We start from the raw sequence: 18334 nt of genomic DNA on the forward strand, positions 1-18334 counted from the left end.
ACGAATTCACGAATTTCCACGAATAACAATTTAGTAGAATTTTTAAAACCAATATAATTAGCGCTAATTAGTGATCCCGATAGCTATCGGGAGTGGCAAACTTCCAATTTTAATCTCTTGTTCTTTTCAACTTAATATTTGACAGAAAAAACGTAAATTAGTAGTAAAAACGTTTAAATCATGAAAACTCCGATAGTCCAGGAAAATATATCCAAAGAAAAAGCTTTACGAAAAATGAAAGGAAACGCTTTGGCACTTTTAGGTTTTGCGGTCCTTTTATTTATAATTGCTATTTATTTTAAGATTCCGATACTGCAGGCGTTTAGCGAAGCAGCAATGGTGGGTGGAATCGCAGATTGGTTTGCAGTTGTGGCTTTATTTCGTCATCCGATGGGAATCCCGATTTGGCATACAGCGATTATTCCAACAAAGAAAAATGAAATTGGGGAAAATCTGGGCAGTTTTGTTTCGGAGGAATTCCTGAATCGGGAAAAACTGGAAATTAAATTAGAAGAATTCAATTTTGCGACAAAAGCTTCAGATTGGCTTTCACAAGGAGAAAATGCCAATAAAATTGCTAATTTGGTTGTTGTAAATATTATTCCGGGTGTTTTAAAAACTATAAAAGATGAAGATGTAAAACGATTAATTCAGGTTCAGTTTAAGGAAAAATTGGAAGGAATTAATTTTGGAGATTGGGTCGCTTTGGCGTTAGAACCTTTACAAAAGGGAAACGTTAAAGATCAATTGCTAACCAATTTGATGGAAGTTATGAGCACCGAATTGGCAAATAATAAAGATTTGATTCGCAAAAAAGTAAAAGAATCAACGCCATTTTTGAGTTTTGGCTTAGCCGATAAAAGCATTTCAGAAGGAATTTTTAATGGTTTGGCCGAATTTTTAGATGAAGCCAAAAATCCCGACAGCGCCGTGAGAATTAAAATAGATGAGTATGTTTATAATTTCCTGGATCAGGTAAAAAATTCAGAAGAAATGCGAGTGAAAATCAATAACCTAATTCTTGGTTTTGCCGGCAAAAAAGAAGTTCAGGATTATGTAAACGGAATTTGGGATGAAATAAAACTGTCTATTACTACTGATTTGGAAAAAGGGGATCAATCTTCCATCAAAAATAGTATCTCAAATTTAATTCAGGGTTTCGGAACCGGAATAAAAGATGATCCAATAATGATCGACAAAATCAATAATTTTATCAAAATTGATTTATTATCAGTGCTTTTAAATAATAAAAAAGTGATAGGCGATTTAATTTCCTCTACTGTAAAAAGCTGGGACGGAAAGGAAGTTTCTGAAAAATTAGAACTGGAAATCGGTAAAGATCTTCAATACATCAGAATCAACGGAACGCTGGTAGGAGGAATGATCGGACTTGTGATTTATGGCGTAGAACAGATTTATCACTTTTTTATAGTGTGATGCTTTTTAAACCATATAAGTTATATAAGTAAATATAAATCAGCGTGATTTGTTTTTTTTGGAAAAATAAAACCATATAAGTATAGTAAGTTTTTTAAATGAACTTATATAACTTATATGGTTTAAAAATTTAACCTAAGATGTTTTCTACAACAACGAATGACAAGTCATTGCTGCTGGTTGCTGAACGCCCATTAATTCTAAAATAGTAGGAGCGATGTCACCTAAAACACCATCGTTTATGTTCTTTAATTGTTTGTCAACCAAAATAATCGGCACCGGGTTTGTTGTGTGCGCCGTATTTGGGCTTCCGTCAGGATTAATCATAGTTTCGCAATTTCCATGATCTGCAATTACAATTGTAGTATAATCGTTTGCAAGAGCTGCTTCGATAACACCTTTTACGCAGGCATCAACAGCTTCACAAGCAAGAATTGCAGCACTCATGATTCCGGTATGGCCTACCATATCACCGTTTGCAAAATTTAAACAAACAAAATCAACTTCGCCTTTATTTAATTCAGGAATAAGCGCATCTTTCAATTCAAAAGCACTCATTTCTGGCTGTAAATCGTAAGTTGCTACTTTTGGAGAGTTTCTTAAAATTCTGCTTTCTCCTTCAAACGGAGTTTCTCTTCCGCCCGAAAAGAAGAAAGTTACGTGTGGATATTTCTCGGTTTCGGCAATACGAATTTGCTTTTTACCAGCTTTTTCTAAAACCTCACCAAGAGTTTCAGTAATATTATCTTTATTGTAAACAACTTTTACATTTTGGTATGTTTCGTCGTAGTTGGTAAGCGTAACATAGTACAAGTTTATTTTGTGCATGTTTTGCTCGTGAAAATCTTGTTGAGAAAGCGCTTCTGTAAGCTCACGACCTCTGTCTGTTCTAAAATTGAAGAAAATAACAACATCGCCTTCGATAATTGTAGCCAATGGATTTTCTTTCTCATCAACCATAACAATTGGTTCGATAAACTCATCGGTAACGTGATTTGCATAACTGTCAAGAACGCTGGCAACTGCATTTTGAGAATGAGTTCCTTTTGCATTTACCAATAAATCGTAAGCAAGTTTAACTCTTTCCCAGCGTTTATCACGATCCATTGCATAATAGCGACCAATGATTGAAGCAATTTTTACAGGAGTTTCTTTAATATATTCTTCTAAATCATGAATGTATTTAGCTCCCGATTTTGGGTCAACATCACGACCATCTGTAAAAGCATGGATAAAAACATTATCTAAACCATATTCCTGAGAAGCGTCAATTAATCCGCGTAAATGTGAAGTATGAGAGTGAACACCTCCATCAGAAACTAATCCTAAAAAGTGAACTTTTTTATTGTTTTCTTTGGCATATTTAAAAGCATCAACCAATACTTGCTCTTTTGCAAGCGTTTTGTGTGCTACTGCCAGATTTATTTTGGCTAAATCCTGATATACGATTCTTCCGGCACCAAGATTCATGTGACCTACTTCACTGTTTCCCATTTGGCCTTCTGGTAAACCTACGTTTAAACCATCAGTTCTAAGTTGTGCACTTGGGTAATTTCGGTAAAGACTGTTTATAAAAGGAACGTTTGCATTGTCTATTGCAGATACTTTAGGGTCAGGAGATTTTCCCCAACCGTCTAAAATCATAAGTATTACTTTTTTGTTCATCATTTTTAGTTTTTTACAAAGATAAACCATTTATAAAATGAGCAAGAAAGCAATGTCATAATTTATGTTTAATAAAATGAATTGTTGTGAAAAATATTAAATTAATTATATAAGTCTTTATTTTTTAAAATTAATTCAGACTACGCTCGCTTTCTAATTTTATTTTTGATTGCATTATAGTCAATAAAGTATTTTACGCTTACAGAAAAAACATGTTTTAATGCCGTATTGGTTAATAAGTCGGCAACATTCGATTTGAATTCTTTGTCAATTGTACGTTCAAAATTTGCTGCGCTGTTTCGGTATAAAACCGAAACCTGACTACCTGGAGCAAACCACCAGGAATAAGAAAGATCAGCATTCCAGGAATAAAAACTCGAATTTTTGTTTTCGGTATATTGCGGATGTGGAGATAAAGTCCCGTCTTGTTCCAGTTCAAGAATATCTTTGTTTTCGGCATACGACCAATATTGGCGAACGGCTAAATTAAGCGTCATTGCACTGTTTATTGCATATTTTCCGCCTAAAGTGTTAGCGTAAGTAATTACATTTCTATTTGCAAAAACAATAGTTTCGGGTGTGCTTTCATTATCATCTTCATCAACACTGTCGATATACCCTTTGTTATTGTCTTTTCTTAAATAGCTAAAAGTGTATGTCAACAATAGTTTATCGTTAAAACGATATCTTGGGCCAATGTCAATGCCATAATTGAGTCGCCCTGATTGATTAAAAAGTAATAAAGTAGGATTTAAATCTAAAGCAAACTTATAATTGTAATTGGTCGAAATACTGCCCCACCATTCTATTCTCTGTGGAAGCGCGACATATCTATTGTCTGCCCTTGGCTCATAATAATCGTATGATTCTAATGGGTAAAACGTAATTCCTGTTCCGTAATAATTATTTTTTACTGTTGTAAGGTTCACATTTGCATTGATGCTGTTATCTTGTACTTTTCCAGATTCTTTATTAAATTCTGAATACAAATTCAGGTTAATCTTGAAACTATTAAAAAGCTTTGTCGGGTTTAGAATTCTGTAATTTGCATTTCCGTAAAAGTTGTAATAATTAGTATAGAAATTAATTCCCAAATCATTCGGATCGAAATCTTTAGAAACAAAATCAGAACCAAAACTGTAACGATAATTTCCGCTTGTTTCGGCAAAGCCAATAGTTGAATAAATTCCTTTTTTATCTTCTTCGGCATTAATTAAACTGTATTTTACATTTCCGGATAAATTATAGGTATTCGCTTTTGTATTTAAATCCCACGCCAGACCGGTTACGTTGGCGTCTCTGTAATGTGTATTTCTGGAAACATTTGTATTGATTAAGGTTACTGATGAATTTTTGCGAAAGCGCTGATCTAAAACCAAAACATTATAATTTGTCAAAGGTTCCACAACTTCACGTCTGGTTGCGCCGGAAATTGTATCTTGTATGACAGCAAATGTTTTTTCGGTAACTGCGTTTAAAATCCCGATTCCCAAACCATTTTTAGTTCTTCCCGAAACTTTTAGCGCATTAATAAGATTTACGTTCTGAACATTTTCGATGATTTTTTCATCATCATTTAAATCCGGATCAATTGACGGTGCTCCTCCAATTCTTCTCGAATAAAACATATTTCCTTTGTTGAACAAATCAGTTCCTTCGGTAAAAAAAGCCCTGTTTTCGTTAAATTGCTGCTCAAACGGACCTAAATTCAAAATCTGATCATCGTATTTTGTTTGACCAAAATCGGGAATTAAAATGGCATCGAGTGTAAAAGCATCGTTTATACCATATTTAATATCCATTCCGCCTTTCATTGTTCCGTAGGTTTTTTGTCCCTCTCCGGCATTTAAATAATAAGAAGCGTAAGGCATAAAAAACAATCGGGTAGGAGGTTTGATGTTTTCAATTCCTTCCAGGTTACCGTTTTGCTGTGTAAAAGTGCCAATTTTGGTATCAATTAAATTCCACGTATATTTTTTACGTTCTCTTTTTATTTCCCTGAAAAAATTAATTCCCCACGTTTGTTTATTTTCTGCAGAAAAACGCAAAGCTGCATACGGAATTTTAATTTCAACAATCCAGCCTTTATCGCTTAATCTGGCTTTGCTAATCCAGACCGCATCCCAGGTAAAATCTTCGCCATTTGCATCTGTCATAATACAATCGCCTTGGACATCAGAGGCAGAAACAAAAAACTCAAAATTTTGCTGACCGTCGTTAAAACCATTGATGAAAACACCAAAAATATCTGCAGTTCCAAAATTATCACGTTGAGAGATTTCTTTTAAAATCTTATCTGGCTCGTCATCATATAGCATTGCACCAATATAAAGGGCGTCATTATTATATAAAACTTTGATTTCAGATCTTTTAGTGTTAGGAATAGGTTTACCATTATCGGGTTCAAACATAACAAAATCTGTAGCTAAAGGAGTATTTTCCCATGCGGCTTCATCTAATTTTCCATCAACCACAATAGATTGAGAAATTGGCTGTGCCTGTAAAGTTTTCTTTTGGCTAAAAACAAAGGATGTTGATAGTAAAAAACTTAAAAAAAATATTTCTTTCATTTTTGAATAAAATAACGAATAATGATTGCCCTTATAAATAGACAGTTGTTTATGTTAAATGTTACACTTTAATATTCAATAATTATATCTTTTTAATTAAAGTAGGTTTATGGCTACATATTTAAACATAAAAATAATCAGTAAAAGTGGGTTTTTTCCGTCGATATGCTAAAATTTTCTTTTCTATCTGTTAAATTTTAAACAAAACAGGCCTGATTTACAGTGATTTATTTTGTGCGCTATATTTTTTTTATACTTTTGCTGAACCCAAATTTATTATTAACCTAAAGAATTTCAATGATTTACAAAATTTATCCCTTGTTGGTGTTTTTGCTATTGTCTTTTGGAAAAGACACAAAAAACACTCCAGAATTAAAAGAAGTAACTGCCAGAAGCATTGCAAAAGTTGAAAAACTGTCTGTAGATGCTAAAATTGAAAATGTTTATAATACATTAAATTCTAACCATTTTGAGTTACCAGAACTTAAAACTTTTTCTGAAGCATTAAAAGGCTTTTACTTATTGAAAGAAAAAGGAATTATCAAAAAAGATATTTTAACGCTGATTGATTTTAGTTTGTCATCAAACATCAAACGCCTTTGGGTAATTGATTTAGATTCAAATAAAATCTTATTTCATTCTTTGGTTGCACACGGAAGAAATACAGGAGAAGAATTTGCTTCGGCATTTTCAAACTCAAACTCATCTTTTAAAAGCAGTTTAGGGTTTTATGCAACTGGCGAAATTTACCAGGGAAAACATGGTGCTTCATTAAAATTAGACGGGTTAGAAAAAGGTGTAAACGATAATGCCCGTGAAAGAGCGGTTGTTATGCACGGAGCCGATTATGTTTCTGAATCTTTTATCAGAAATAACAAAAGATTAGGCAGAAGTCAGGGTTGTCCGGCGATTCCATTTGAATTAACAAATGAAATCATCCAAACAATAAAAGATAAATCGTGTTTGTATATCTACCATCCTTCAAGAAGTTTTACAATGGAAGAAAAACTAATTTCTTAGTTTACTATACAAATCCGAATCAAGATTATAAATATCAGCTCTGAAAATGAGCTGATTTTTTTTGCTCCATGCTGTCCAATACCATTGGTATAAAGCGTATTTTTTTGTGATTCTGATGTTTATTGTCTTCTTGGTTTCAATAATAGAATCGATTTTTTCTTTTGGCCAGTTTGTCGCAATTGTATCATTCAAAATATGTTCTGCCAATTCTAATGGATTTTCAATACGCACACATCCTGAACTTAAAGAACGATTGTTTCTTCCAAAATAATTACGATGATTGGTATCATGTAAATAAACGCTATGGTGATTTGGAAATAAAATTTTCATTAATCCCAAAGAGTTGTTATAGCCTGGACTTTGTACATAACGGTAACTATTAGGTTTGTCCTCATTCCATGCCTTAGGATCAACTTCGCGCCCGGCTGAATCAAATATGGTGATTCTTTTTTTGGCTAAATAGTTCCTGTTCTTTTTCATCTCAGGGATAATGTCTTCTTTTAGGATAGTGGGAGGAACTGTCCATGTCGGGTTAAAAACAACCGTTTTTAGCTTTGATGTAATAATAGGTGTTTTTCTTTTACTTGTTCCCACAACAACATTTCGAATCAAAGTGGTGTCTTGATTTTCAATAACATTCAAACTGTAATTAGGAATATTAATAATGAAATAATTTTCTGCAAAATCATTATTATACCATCTCCATCTTTCGAGATTGGCAATTATTTGTTGTTTTCTTCCTTCTTTAGTAAAGTTTAAAGCGCTCAGGGTTCCTGCTCCAATAACGCCGTCGGCGGCTAAACCGTGCCTTTCCTGAAATCTTTTTACAGCTTCAAATGTTTTTTTATCGTATTTATTAGTCAGACTGTCTTTTCCGGTCAGATCTTTCCAGAATAAAAGTTTCTTTTTAATGTCTATTAAAGCATTGTTAGTGTCATTCAGTGTTATTTTATCCGCAGATCTTATAGTGTCTGTAGCTTCTTCTTCCGGATAAGTATTGATGATTTCAAGTGCTTTTAAAAGCTCTTTATAGGTTTGATGTTTTGGTTGGATATTATCTACAATGCTGTCTAATTTGTTTTTATTGAAAGCTTTAATAAGAGTATTATTTGGATCAAACGTTTTTTCTTCCAAATCCCAATCAGTATATAATTTTTTAGGATCGAGTTTTCCTTTATATAAATGAGTTAAGTATAATTCAAAATTATAAGTTAGTAATATGTCATAAGTAGCCAATTCTTTATCATTTAAAGAACTGATTCTTTTCTCATATTTTTCGAGTGTTGTGGCTTTGTAATCTTCGGGATTTAAACCTAATTCTTCTGCTTTTTTTAATTGGGATAAAACGTAAGTTCTTTTTTTAAGGTTTCCCCAAACGCTTTTATTTTCTGAAGCGATGTAAAATTGTTTCAGTGTTTCACTTTTAAAAACATTTATTAATGCAGTATCGACAACGACTTTTCTTTCGTCAGTAAGTATAATTGCAGGTGGGGGAGTCTTTTTTACACGAATAACTTTTGGTTCATCTTTTTTGCAGCTAATAAAAAAACATATTACAATCAGAAAGTAGAGTTTATTCATTTTATAATTTTTTAAACATTAAATAGTGTTCGCCGACATCTTTTATATCAAAAGGCTCGCCAATTATTTGATAATTCATTTTTTTGTAAAACCCAACTGCTGCTGTTCTGGCATTAAACCAAATTAAATCAACGTTTTGAGTCTTGCAATAATCTTCGCAATGTTTTACGAGAGCTTCACCAAATCCTTTTTTTTGATGATTTTCCAAAATAGCCATACCTCGAATCTGAGCTTGATTTTTGTTGGCAAATATAGTGTTGGTTTGGGAGAATAATGAAATAATACCTATTAAGTCGTCGTTTTCGAATAACCCAAAATGATGTGTAGTATTTAAATCGTCTCCTTCAAAGATGCAGCTTTCGATAGGTTTTCCTTTTCTGAGTACTGGTTGACGAACGATATAAGTGTCTTTTGATGGAATTTCTTTGATAATAGTCATAATGTGTAAAAAATAATAAAAGTATAACTTTTTAGTTTTAAATAGGTTATAAGGAATCGTTGTTTTTTAATTAATTTTTTTGCAAAAAAGCTTGTTTTGAACTGAACTTATTTTTTATATTTGCACCAGTAATGCGAAAGTAGCTCAGTTGGTAGAGCTCCAGCCTTCCAAGCTGGTTGTCGCGAGTTCGAGCCTCGTCTTTCGCTCTAAAAAACCGAAATTTCACTATTTCGGTTTTTTTATCAAAATTGAATAATTTTTGATTTTTATTTTTTAAAATGATTTAATTGTTTATATTTGCACCCTGTTAATGCGAAAGTAGCTCAGTTGGTAGAGCTCCAGCCTTCCAAGCTGGTTGTCGCGAGTTCGAGCCTCGTCTTTCGCTCTTCAAAAAGCCTTAAACTATATAGTTTAAGGCTTTTTTGTTTTTTACCATTAAGATAAATTAAGCTCAAAACTTAATAAACTTAATATCTTAATGGTAAAAAAAAACTTTATTTTAAATTGCTCAAATCGCTTTCTGTTTCTAATTCCTGAGGAGTTTGGTTTTGCAGAAACAAACGCGCTTTTAAATTTCCTTTTAAAGTAATTTTGTCTCCATTTACTTCAAGCCAGCTTCCTTCTCTTAATCCTAAAACGGGAATTGAATTAAAGGCGTGAAATTCTTTGATTCTGGTTTCACGCGTTTCGCCCATATGTTTCGATTGTAAATCGGCATCTAAGTAATGCGGGTTTAAGTTGAAGGGAATTAATCCTAAAGTCTGGAAACTTGGAGGGTAAATAATTGGCATATCGTTCGTAGTCTGCATAGATAAACCGCAAATATTACTTCCGGCGCTTGTTCCTAAATATGGAGTTCCGTTTTTTACAGTTTCAGAGAGAATCTGCATCACATTATGGTAGTATAATTTTGTTACGAGTAAAAATGTATTTCCGCCTCCGGTAAATATTCCTTCTGCGTTTTTTATGGCGTCTTCTGCGTTTTCAAATTCATGAATTCCCTTTACAGTTATGTTAATTTTTGAAAATGCCTGAGCAGCTTTTGCTGTATATTCGTCATGTGAAATTCCGCCAGGGCGCGCATATGGAATAAATAAAATGCTTTTGCAGTTTTTAAAATGAATTTGCAAAGTAGGTAATAAATACTCTAAATAACTGCCTTCGTGCAAAGTAGAAGTACTGGCAATAATAATATTTTTCATAAAATTTTAATCTCAGATTATGCTGTTAAAGATATTAAAAACTACTTTTTTAGGCTTAAAATTCAAAGTTTAATTAACATATTTTTACCAAGCCGTTAATACTAAATTTGGAATACATTAAGATATTTTTACACTTTTAAGAATAATTCTAATTTTTTCATTTTGATCAACAAAGTTTTATGTGTTTTATGTGTTGTTTTGAGTCAGACTGCGTGGACTCAAAATGAAGAGCGCATTATAATAAGCGGAAAAATTGTTTCTAATACAAATGATTTGGAAGGTGTTTATGTAGTGAATGCGCAAACAGAAGTCATGACAACTACAAATGCTGAAGGAGCTTTTTCGATTTTGGCGAAAGCAGGAGATGAACTTGTTTTTTCCTCTATTCAATTTAAAGAAAAGAGAGTTTTAGTTACTCCTGAAAATTTTTCGGAACTTAATTTTATAGTAAAACTTAATATTGTAATGCATCAATTGCAGGAAGTTATTATAAGAAGATATGATAATATAAATGCTGTGGCATTAGGAATTATTCCTGCGGGACAAAAAACATATACTGAGGCGGAAAGAAAATTACACACTGTTACAGCATTAAATGCAACTGCAAGTACAAGTTCGCTTGCCGGAGGTTCAATTTCTGCAGATCCGTTATTAAATTTTTTATCAGGACGTACAGCGATGCTAAAGAAAGAAGTTGCGGTTGAGAAAAAAGAATTTTTCATGAAACTTTTAGAGAAGATGTTTAGTCTGGATCATTTTGTAAACCGACTAAAAATTCCAAATGAATATGTAAAAGGATTTGAATATTATGCTGTTGAAAACGATAAGTTTACGACCATTTTAAATTCTAAAAATAAAACTTCGACAGAATTTCTTTTAGGAGAATTAGCTGTAAAATATAAAGAAATACTTGCTGTTGAAAACAAATAAAACCTTACTCATATTTTTTCTCTGGATAACTCAAATTTCGTTTGGACAAACTACAGGTGCCAAAGAAATTCTTGGACAAATATTCGAACAATCAACTTCTGTTGAAGGAGTTAATATTATCAATAATGAAACGCAGGTTACAGCGGTTTCTGATGCAAGCGGAATGTTTTCGATTGTTGCTAAAGAAGGTGATGTGCTGGTTTTTTCATCAGTTAATTTGGAGCCCTTTAAACGAAGGATTACAATTGAAGATTTAAAATCTAATCTGCTTCAGATAAAAATGGTTGCTAAAGAAATTGAATTGAAAGAAGTCGTTGTAAACGAAAATGCAAATATTAATGCCGAAAATCTGGGCATTATTCCGGCAGGACAAAAAAAATATACGCCTGCAGAAAGAAAAGTGTACACAGCAACATCGACTCCGGGTGATGCTTTGTTAAATGCAATTTCGGGGAGAACTTCAATGTTGAAAAAAGAAGTGCAAGTCGAGAAAAAAGAAGCGCTTTTTAGAAAAATAGAATACCTTTTTGATGAGAAATATTATACAGAAAGATTGAAAATTTCGGCAGAAGATATCAAAGGATTTCAATTATATTGCATAGAAGATTCTGAATTTGCCGTATCTTTGAATAGTAAAAACAAAACAATGAGTATGTTTTTAATAACTGAATTAGCCGGAAAATATCTAAAAATTCTCGAAAATGAAAAATAGCCTAAGAATACTCGTTGTGTGCTTATTTTGTCAAATTGCGCTTGGACAAAACTCAAGGAAACCATTACATGGACAAGTTACCAATAAGTCACTTACCATAGAAAGTGGGTATGTAATGAATATAAATGCCAATGTTAGAACTTTTATTGGTTTAAACGGATTGTTTGATATTATGGCAAGGCCTAAAGACACTTTGCTCTTTACCGGAATTGCATTTCAATCTAAAAAAGTGGTGTTGACAGAGAAAGATTGTGCAGAAGTACTTTTTACGGTGCCTCTGGATTTGGTAAATATAGAGCTGAAAGAAGTTTTGGTTCATAAAGAATTAAAAGTTAAATCTTTACAAGGCGGGTCGCAAGGAATTGTTGATATGCAGTTTGAAGATGATAAATTATCAAGTCCTGAAAATAAGGCAATGTACTCTGATCAGACTATTAAATACGGAACTGATTTTGTTAGGATATTTAAAGACGTAAAAAAGCTGTTTCGTAAAGATGAAGATGTAAAAGAAGAAGTGATAAGTGATATTGCATTTGTTGAATATTCTAAAGGTAATTTTACTCCCGACTTTTTTACCAAAACACTGGGGTTAAAAGAAGATGAAATTGACTTGTTTTTAATGTATTGTTCTAATGATGCAGAATCTAAGAAATATTTAAAACCAGAAGAAAAGTTTGAATTAATGGACTTTATGATTAATAAAAATAAAGAGTTCAAAAAAGCGGAAATGAAACAGAAATGAAAAAAAAGTTAGTTTATTTCTTAATTGGAATCTTGTTTATATCGTTATCATCTTTTGCGTTTCATAAGTTTTACATGGGCGTTTATCAGGTCAATTATGTAGCCGAAAAAAAAATGGTTCAAATTACATCGCGTATTTTTATTGATGATTTGAATAATGGTATGGAAAAAAAATACCATAAAAAAACATTTGTAGGAACAGAGAAAGAAACACAGGAGGATTTAGATCTTTTGAAAAAATATCTTTCAGAAAATTTCACAATAAAAATAAACGGACAGTCAAAAGCAATTACTTTTTTGTCTAAAGAAGTCGAAGCCGGCGATGTTTTGGTTTGTTACTCCAGAATAAAAGATATTGACAAGTTTAAAACAATTGAGATTTCGAATACAATTTTAGTTGATTGGAATGCTGAACAGCAGAATATTACACATATTTTAGCTTTTGGCACTAAAAAGAGTGTTCTCTTTACGGAATCTTCAAGGAAAGAAGTGTTAAAGTATTAATGGATAGGTAAAATTACCATTATAATTATTATTTTCACACCCTGACAAAACTACCTATTACATTTTTATGAAAAAACTTTCATTATTATTAATTTTTCCTGCTTTATTAATGGCTCAGGAAAAATCAACTTCGGTCGTTGCTCCAAAACAACAAGGAAAATACGATACGAATAAGTTCAGCCAGATGTATGACTTATTAGCAACGCCTAATATGTTTCGTACGGCTTCCGGAGCGCCGGGTCCTGCATACTACCAGCAACAGGCAGATTATAAAATTGATATCGAATTAGATGATAAGAAATCAAAAATAACTGGATCTGAAGTTATTACCTATTCTAATAATTCTCCGGATAGTTTAGAATATTTATGGATTCAGTTAGATCAAAATCAGGCAAAAGCCAATACGCAGTCGACTTTGGCTGAAAGCGAAAAAATAAATCAGGTTTTGCCACTTGATGGTTTTTCAAGCAAATACTTGAAAAAAGATTTGGAACGCGGTTTTAACATCGAACAGGTAAAAGATGCTAAGGGAAATCCAATGTCATATACGATCAACGAAACGATGATGCGTATTAATCTGGCAACTCCTTTAAAACCGGGTGAAAAAATTTCATTAGCCATAAAATGGTGGTACAACATCAATAATTATAGAAAAGAAGGCGGGCGTTCTGGTTATGAATTGTTTGAAAAAGATGGAAACAAATTGTATGTAATTGCACAGTTTTATCCAAGGATGGCCGTTTATAACGACGTTGAAGGATGGCAAAACATGCAGTTTTGGGGAAGCGGGGAGTTTGCTCTTCCTTTCGGAAATTTTGATGTAAACATTACAGTTCCTGCTGATCACGTTATTGACGCAACAGGAGAATTGACAAACAGAGCTGAAGTTTTTACTGCAGAACAGGTAAAACGTTACGAACAAGCTCAAAAATCATTTGATAAACCAGTTGTAATTGTTACGCAAGCTGAAGCTGAAGCAGCTGAAAAAGGTTTTTCTGAAAAGAAAAAAACATGGAAATTTAGCGCTAAAAATGTACGTGATTTTGGTATTGCTTCGTCAAGAAAGTTTATTTACGATGCAATGGCTGTACAATTGGGGGGTAAAATCGTTATGGCAGAGTCTGTTTATCCTAAAGAAGCAAATCCGCTTTGGGGAGAAACTTCAACAATGACAGTGGCGCATACTTTAAAAAGCTATTCCTCTCATACTTTTGATTATCCTTATCCAAAAGCAGTTTCAGTTTCTGCAGAGGATCAGGGTATGGAATACCCAATGATTTGCTGGAATTTTGGTCGTCCTGACGAAAACGGAGTGACCAGCAAAGAAGTTAAAAACGGAATGATTGGTGTTGTAATTCACGAAGTTGGACACACTTTCTTCCCAATGATTGTAAATTCAGATGAGCGTCAATGGACTTGGATGGATGAAGGTTTGAATTCATTTTTAGAATATTTGGCTGAACAGGAATTAGATCCAAATTTCCCTTCAAGACGCGGACCTGCAAAAAATATTGTTCCTTATATGAGTGGAGACCAAAAGTTTTTAGAGCCAATTATGTCTAACTCAGAAACTATTCACCAATTTGGAAATAACGCATACGGAAAACCAGCTACAGGTCTTAATATTTTAAGAGAAGTAGTTATGGGTAAAGAATTGTTTGATTATGCTTTTAAAACATACGCAAACAGATGGAAATTCAAGCATCCAACTCCGGAAGACTTCTTTAGAACGATGGAAGATGCTTCTGCAGTAGATTTAGACTGGTTTTTTAGAGGATGGTTTTACTCTACTGATTTTGTAGATATCGGAATTAAAGAAGTGAAACAATATTATGTTTCTGATACTCCAACAGCTGATCTTAAAGATGTAAAAGTTAGAAAAGGGCGTTTTGGTTTTGATAAAGGACCGTTTGTATATTTAGTAGCTGGTGATAACACTGAGGTAAATGCTTCGAAGAAAAAAGCATTGAAAGTGGATGATGTAAAATTATTATCTGATTACGTTGACCAATCTTTTACAGCAGAAGAAAAAGCAAGTTTAAAATCGCCTAAATATTTCTACGAAGTTGAGTTTAACAAACCAGGCGGAATGATTATGCCAATTCTTGTTGAGATTACTTATGAAGACGGTTCTAAACAAAACTTCCAGTATCCGGCTCAAATCTGGAGAAAAAGTAATGATACTGCCAGAAAAGTTTACGCTACAGAAAAAGCTATAAAAAGCATTCAGATAGATCCAAAATTGATGACTGCAGATATTGATGTAACCAACAACTCCTGGCCAAAAGTAGAAGAGAAATCAAAATTTGATTAAGCATACAATTAAAGACTCTGAAAAGAGTCTTTTTTTTATAAGAAATTTTAAACACGAATTGCACGGATTTTCACAAATTCAAAGTTTGACTTAATTTGTAAAATTAATTTCACGAACGAATTAGTGACAATTAGTGAAATTCGTGTTTTTTTGTCTATGTCTAGACGATAACTAAAATAGAGTCTTTTTTTTAAGGAAATTTTAAAGTTCACGAGCTACAAAATTTAATATCTTTGTGACACACAAAAATAAAAGTTATGTTTGGTATAGGAGGAGGAGAATTAGTTTTCATACTATTTATAGTTCTAATGCTTTTTGGTTCTGATAAAGTGCCGGAAATTGCCCGTACTATGGGTAAAGCAATGGCGCAGTTAAAAAACGCAACCAACGATATTAAAAGTGAAATTCATAAAGGAGCAGAAGCCAATGGTTTTGATTCTCAAACTTTGACGAATATCACCGGTAATATCAATGCGCAGATTAACGAGGCAAAAACTAATTTATTGGGCGATACTACAAGTGTATCTACTAATTTATTGGGGGATACTGCTACAGAAATCGACAAAGTAAAAGAAGACATAGAAACAATCTCAGGACCAGTAAAACGCCAAAAATAATGCTTGAAAAAATAAAAGAATTAGATATCAATTTATTGGTATATCTTAATAGTTTAGGTTCTGAAAAATTTGACGGCTTCTGGCTTATTATTACCAATCAATTGTATTGGACACCATTCTTTTTATTTCTTTTCTTTCTGATCTACAAAAAAATAGGAGTAAAGCAAACTTTATATATATTGCTTTTTATTGCAGTTTTGATCGCTTTTACAGATCAGGCTACAAATCTTTTTAAACATACTTTTGCGCGCTTGCGTCCGTGTAACAATCCTGATCTTAAAGGTGTTATTCGTGCCGTTCAGATTCGTAATTCATACAGTTTTTTCTCAGGACATGCTGCAAATACAATGGCTGTTGCTACCTTTTTGTTCTGGATTTTAAAACGCCATTTCAAGTATTTTGGATTATTGTTTTTATGGCCTTTAATCTTCGCTTATAGCCGAATCTATTTAGGATTGCATTATCCGGGAGACATTCTTACGGGGTATTTCTTTGGAGCAGTTTTTGGATCGTTGCTTTATTTGGTTTATAGAAAGTTGAAACCGCAATATTTTCCGGGATAAAAGAAGAAATTCAACAAAGATTTGTCATTTCGACGAAGGAGAAATCACATCCAGAGAGCGACGAACTGTATGTACGCAGCAAATGCGATTTCTCCTTCGTCGAAATGACAAAAATACCACTATAGTACACGGCTCACCGTCAACCCATCGCGAATTGGAAGTAAAACGGTCTCCACTCTTGGATCGTTTTTTAAAAGTAAATTGTATTCTAAAAGTACTTTTGTGCTCACATCATTTGGGTGAACAGGTTCGAGGATTTTTCCGCTCCATAAAACATTATCAGATAAAATAATGCCGCCTTTATTCATTTTCGGAACAATCATTTCCCAATAATTCAGGTAATTTTCTTTATCGGCATCAATAAAAACCAAATCAAATTTTACATCAAGCGTTGGTATAATATCTACAGCTTCACCCAAATGCTGAAAAATTTGTTTTCCCCAAGGCGAAGCATCAAAATATTTACGCTGAAAATCGACTAATTCTTCTTTAATATCGATAGTATGTAATTGTCCGTTTTCCTGCATTCCTTCGCACAAACACAAAGCTGCATAGCCGGTATAAGTTCCTATTTCGAGAATATTTACCGGACGAATCAATTTAGACAACATACTTAAAACGCGACCCTGAAAATGCCCGCTTAGCATTCTTGGTAAAAGTATTTTCTGGTAGGTTTCTTTATTTAGTTTTGCTAACAATTCCGGTTCGTTTTCAGAATGTTGTTCAATATAATCTTCTAGTTCTTGTGATATAAAATGCATTTTTGTTGTAGTTCTTATTTAAACACAAAAATACAAAAAATATCGGCTCACTTTTTTTCATAAAAAAAACCATTCGCCGTAACGAATGGTTCTAATTTTGATTTCAAAGGAAATTATTTTTTCAATGCTTCATTAACGTCTTTAGCGGTTTTTACTGTTCCGTCTTTGGCAGCTTTTGCAGCAGCTTCTGCTTTATCTGCAGCTTTTTTAGATGCTTCCTTTACGTCTGCAGCAGTTTTCTTTGCAGCAGTTTCAACTTCATTAGCTGTTTTTTTAGTTGCATCTTTCACATCCTGAACAGCGTTTTCTGAAGCTGCTTTTGCTTTTGCAGCAGCATCTTCGGCTTTAATAACGGCACTGTCTTTTACTTCTTCAATATCTGTAGTTAAAGAATCAACTTTGTTTCCAAGAGTCAGATTGTCTTCCTTAGGTTTTAATTCTTTATCTCCGCAAGATTGTACGGAAAATGCCAATAGAGCAATAACAGCTAAGCTTAAAATTTGTTTTTTCATGATTAATTCATTTTTAAAAGTTGATAAAATATAAAGGTTATAAAGCTGAAAAAATAAAAATACAAATTTTAAAATTAAGCGCTCTTCGTAAGATTATTTTTCTGCTAAGAGCAAGACAATTCTCGTGCCAAATTTTTTGTTTTTGAAACTTAGATTTTAAAAATTCCTTTGAAATCGGTTTTAAAGAATAGTAGGAAGTAAAAAGTACAATTCAATGTGATCAATAATTTTGCTTTATTGTTTAAGGTGTTTTGTATAAACTAAAATTAATCACAATTTCATCTTTCACTTTTATTAAACCGGCCATTTTTACAGGCGGTACAAGTTCTATATCAGAAAAATTTAAGTTTAAAGATCCGTGAATTTTATCTTCAGCATTATAGAGAATAAAATCTTTGTATTTAAGTGTTTTATTAGTGATTAAAAAAGTGAGATTGCATTTGTAATTTTTTCCGCAAGGTTTAATGTCGGAAAGAAAAACGGTACTGTTAGGGAATTTTTTTGCTTTTACAGTTCCCTGTAAATCTTTAGTCATTATTTTGTTGCCACAATCAAAATCTGTCATTTTGATTTCGGTATTGAAGTTGTTGTTTTTAGAATTCAAATAAACAGTATCTGTTTTAGAAAATGTATTTGAACAATTGTATTTGCCAACGGTGGAGACTCCTGTAATTTCTATTTTGATTTTATTAATCATTAAAAGAGGATCACCTAAAAAAGTGGGTTTAGTACTTCCTAAGAATGAAAAAAATACTAAACCCAAGAT

Annotated in this window: 17 protein-coding genes and 2 tRNA genes; 11 read left to right on the forward strand and 8 right to left on the reverse strand. The window is 32.7% G+C overall.

The genetic code is table 11. The annotated features are described in order from the left end of the window. Positions 1-180 precede the first annotated feature (180 nt). Positions 181-1437, forward strand: coding sequence for a DUF445 domain-containing protein (locus tag BUE22_RS17415; protein ID WP_073397021.1), 1257 nt, complete (start codon positions 181-183; stop codon positions 1435-1437). 147 nt (positions 1438-1584) lie between these two features. Here BUE22_RS17415 and gpmI read toward each other — a convergent pair whose 3' ends face one another. After that, a complete protein-coding gene (gene gpmI, locus BUE22_RS17420) occupies positions 1585-3102 on the reverse strand; it encodes a 2,3-bisphosphoglycerate-independent phosphoglycerate mutase (protein WP_042563761.1) in 1518 nt (505 codons plus the stop codon). Between the two features lie 140 nt (positions 3103-3242). Next, the gene (locus BUE22_RS17425; protein WP_073397023.1) at positions 3243-5672 is read right to left on the reverse strand and encodes a DUF5916 domain-containing protein; all 2430 of its coding nucleotides are present in this window, start codon (positions 5670-5672) and stop codon (positions 3243-3245) included. 297 nt (positions 5673-5969) lie between these two features. Here BUE22_RS17425 and BUE22_RS17430 point away from each other — a divergent pair, with 297 nt between their 5' ends. Next, a complete protein-coding gene (locus BUE22_RS17430) occupies positions 5970-6692 on the forward strand; it encodes a murein L,D-transpeptidase catalytic domain family protein (protein ID WP_042563763.1) in 723 nt (240 codons plus the stop codon). On the opposite strand, the gene BUE22_RS17435 is transcribed toward BUE22_RS17430, so the two are convergent. Together BUE22_RS17435 and BUE22_RS17440 are read right to left on the reverse strand one after the other, a co-directional pair. Next, positions 6681-8273 carry a L,D-transpeptidase family protein gene (locus tag BUE22_RS17435; RefSeq protein ID WP_073397025.1) on the reverse strand — a complete coding sequence of 531 codons (1593 nt, stop codon included), beginning with the start codon at positions 8271-8273 and terminating at the stop codon, positions 6681-6683. The genes BUE22_RS17430 and BUE22_RS17435 overlap by 12 nt on opposite strands. A gap of 1 nt (position 8274) precedes the next feature. Next, a complete protein-coding gene (locus BUE22_RS17440) occupies positions 8275-8712 on the reverse strand; it encodes a GNAT family N-acetyltransferase (RefSeq protein WP_073397027.1) in 438 nt (145 codons plus the stop codon). A 133-nt stretch (positions 8713-8845) separates the two neighbouring features. Here BUE22_RS17440 and BUE22_RS17445 point away from each other — a divergent pair. After that, positions 8846-8918, forward strand: a tRNA-Gly gene (locus BUE22_RS17445). A gap of 106 nt (positions 8919-9024) precedes the next feature. Beyond that, positions 9025-9097: transfer RNA gene (locus BUE22_RS17450), tRNA-Gly, on the forward strand. 109 nt (positions 9098-9206) lie between these two features. On the opposite strand, the gene pepE is transcribed toward BUE22_RS17450, so the two are convergent. Continuing rightward, complete coding sequence (pepE, locus tag BUE22_RS17455) at positions 9207-9914, reverse strand: dipeptidase PepE (RefSeq protein ID WP_073397029.1); 708 nt, start codon at positions 9912-9914, stop codon at positions 9207-9209. 162 nt (positions 9915-10076) lie between these two features. Here pepE and BUE22_RS17460 point away from each other — a divergent pair, with 162 nt between their 5' ends. From BUE22_RS17460 to BUE22_RS17490, 7 genes are all read left to right on the forward strand, one after another. Beyond that, the gene (locus BUE22_RS17460; protein WP_073397031.1) at positions 10077-10844 is read left to right on the forward strand and encodes a carboxypeptidase-like regulatory domain-containing protein; all 768 of its coding nucleotides are present in this window, start codon (positions 10077-10079) and stop codon (positions 10842-10844) included. After that, on the forward strand, positions 10831-11556 hold the full coding sequence (locus BUE22_RS17465; RefSeq protein ID WP_073397033.1) for a carboxypeptidase-like regulatory domain-containing protein: 726 nt from the start codon (positions 10831-10833) through the stop codon (positions 11554-11556). The genes BUE22_RS17460 and BUE22_RS17465 overlap by 14 nt, the downstream gene beginning before the upstream one ends. Beyond that, complete coding sequence (locus BUE22_RS17470; protein WP_073397035.1) at positions 11546-12298, forward strand: BamP family beta-barrel-assembly machinery protein; 753 nt, start codon at positions 11546-11548, stop codon at positions 12296-12298. The genes BUE22_RS17465 and BUE22_RS17470 overlap by 11 nt, the downstream gene beginning before the upstream one ends. Further along, a complete protein-coding gene (locus BUE22_RS17475; protein ID WP_073397037.1) occupies positions 12295-12801 on the forward strand; it encodes a DUF6702 family protein in 507 nt (168 codons plus the stop codon). The genes BUE22_RS17470 and BUE22_RS17475 overlap by 4 nt, the downstream gene beginning before the upstream one ends. Before the next feature lie 67 nt (positions 12802-12868). Next, positions 12869-15115, forward strand: a complete 2247-nt coding sequence (locus BUE22_RS17480; protein WP_073397039.1) for a M1 family metallopeptidase — start codon at positions 12869-12871, stop codon at positions 15113-15115. A 257-nt stretch (positions 15116-15372) separates the two neighbouring features. Then, positions 15373-15732 carry a twin-arginine translocase TatA/TatE family subunit gene (locus tag BUE22_RS17485; protein ID WP_073397041.1) on the forward strand — a complete coding sequence of 120 codons (360 nt, stop codon included), beginning with the start codon at positions 15373-15375 and terminating at the stop codon, positions 15730-15732. Next, complete coding sequence (locus tag BUE22_RS17490; protein ID WP_073397043.1) at positions 15732-16295, forward strand: phosphatase PAP2 family protein; 564 nt, start codon at positions 15732-15734, stop codon at positions 16293-16295. The genes BUE22_RS17485 and BUE22_RS17490 overlap by 1 nt, the downstream gene beginning before the upstream one ends. 119 nt (positions 16296-16414) lie before the next feature. Here the strand turns inward: BUE22_RS17490 and BUE22_RS17495 are convergent, their stop codons facing one another. The 3 genes from BUE22_RS17495 to BUE22_RS17505 all read right to left on the reverse strand — a co-directional run bounded on the left by BUE22_RS17495 (position 16415) and on the right by BUE22_RS17505 (position 18331). Further along, positions 16415-17056 carry an O-methyltransferase gene (locus BUE22_RS17495; protein WP_073397045.1) on the reverse strand — a complete coding sequence of 214 codons (642 nt, stop codon included), beginning with the start codon at positions 17054-17056 and terminating at the stop codon, positions 16415-16417. Between the two features lie 113 nt (positions 17057-17169). Beyond that, complete coding sequence (locus BUE22_RS17500) at positions 17170-17568, reverse strand: hypothetical protein (protein WP_042563774.1); 399 nt, start codon at positions 17566-17568, stop codon at positions 17170-17172. A 241-nt stretch (positions 17569-17809) separates the two neighbouring features. Then, complete coding sequence (locus tag BUE22_RS17505) at positions 17810-18331, reverse strand: hypothetical protein (RefSeq protein WP_243396789.1); 522 nt, start codon at positions 18329-18331, stop codon at positions 17810-17812. Positions 18332-18334: the final 3 nt, after the last annotated feature.

This window comes from Flavobacterium pectinovorum, assembly GCF_900142715.1.
Classification (GTDB): Bacteria; Bacteroidota; Bacteroidia; order Flavobacteriales; family Flavobacteriaceae; genus Flavobacterium; species Flavobacterium pectinovorum.

Bases quoted from the DNA above. Each gene is read 5' to 3' on its own strand.
- BUE22_RS17415 (WP_073397021.1), top strand. From the start codon at position 181: ATGAAAACTCCGATAGTCCAGGAAAATATATCCAAAGAAAAAGCTTTA.
- gpmI (WP_042563761.1), bottom strand. From the start codon at position 3,102: ATGAACAAAAAAGTAATACTTATGATTTTAGACGGTTGGGGAAAATCT.
- BUE22_RS17425 (WP_073397023.1), bottom strand. From the start codon at position 5,672: ATGAAAGAAATATTTTTTTTAAGTTTTTTACTATCAACATCCTTTGTT.
- BUE22_RS17430 (WP_042563763.1), top strand. From the start codon at position 5,970: ATGATTTACAAAATTTATCCCTTGTTGGTGTTTTTGCTATTGTCTTTT.
- BUE22_RS17435 (WP_073397025.1), bottom strand. From the start codon at position 8,273: ATGAATAAACTCTACTTTCTGATTGTAATATGTTTTTTTATTAGCTGC.
- BUE22_RS17440 (WP_073397027.1), bottom strand. From the start codon at position 8,712: ATGACTATTATCAAAGAAATTCCATCAAAAGACACTTATATCGTTCGT.
- pepE (WP_073397029.1), bottom strand. From the start codon at position 9,914: ATGAAAAATATTATTATTGCCAGTACTTCTACTTTGCACGAAGGCAGT.
- BUE22_RS17470 (WP_073397035.1), top strand. From the start codon at position 11,546: ATGAAAAATAGCCTAAGAATACTCGTTGTGTGCTTATTTTGTCAAATT.
- BUE22_RS17475 (WP_073397037.1), top strand. From the start codon at position 12,295: ATGAAAAAAAAGTTAGTTTATTTCTTAATTGGAATCTTGTTTATATCG.
- BUE22_RS17480 (WP_073397039.1), top strand. From the start codon at position 12,869: ATGAAAAAACTTTCATTATTATTAATTTTTCCTGCTTTATTAATGGCT.
- BUE22_RS17485 (WP_073397041.1), top strand. From the start codon at position 15,373: ATGTTTGGTATAGGAGGAGGAGAATTAGTTTTCATACTATTTATAGTT.
- BUE22_RS17490 (WP_073397043.1), top strand. From the start codon at position 15,732: ATGCTTGAAAAAATAAAAGAATTAGATATCAATTTATTGGTATATCTT.
- BUE22_RS17495 (WP_073397045.1), bottom strand. From the start codon at position 17,056: ATGCATTTTATATCACAAGAACTAGAAGATTATATTGAACAACATTCT.
- BUE22_RS17500 (WP_042563774.1), bottom strand. From the start codon at position 17,568: ATGAAAAAACAAATTTTAAGCTTAGCTGTTATTGCTCTATTGGCATTT.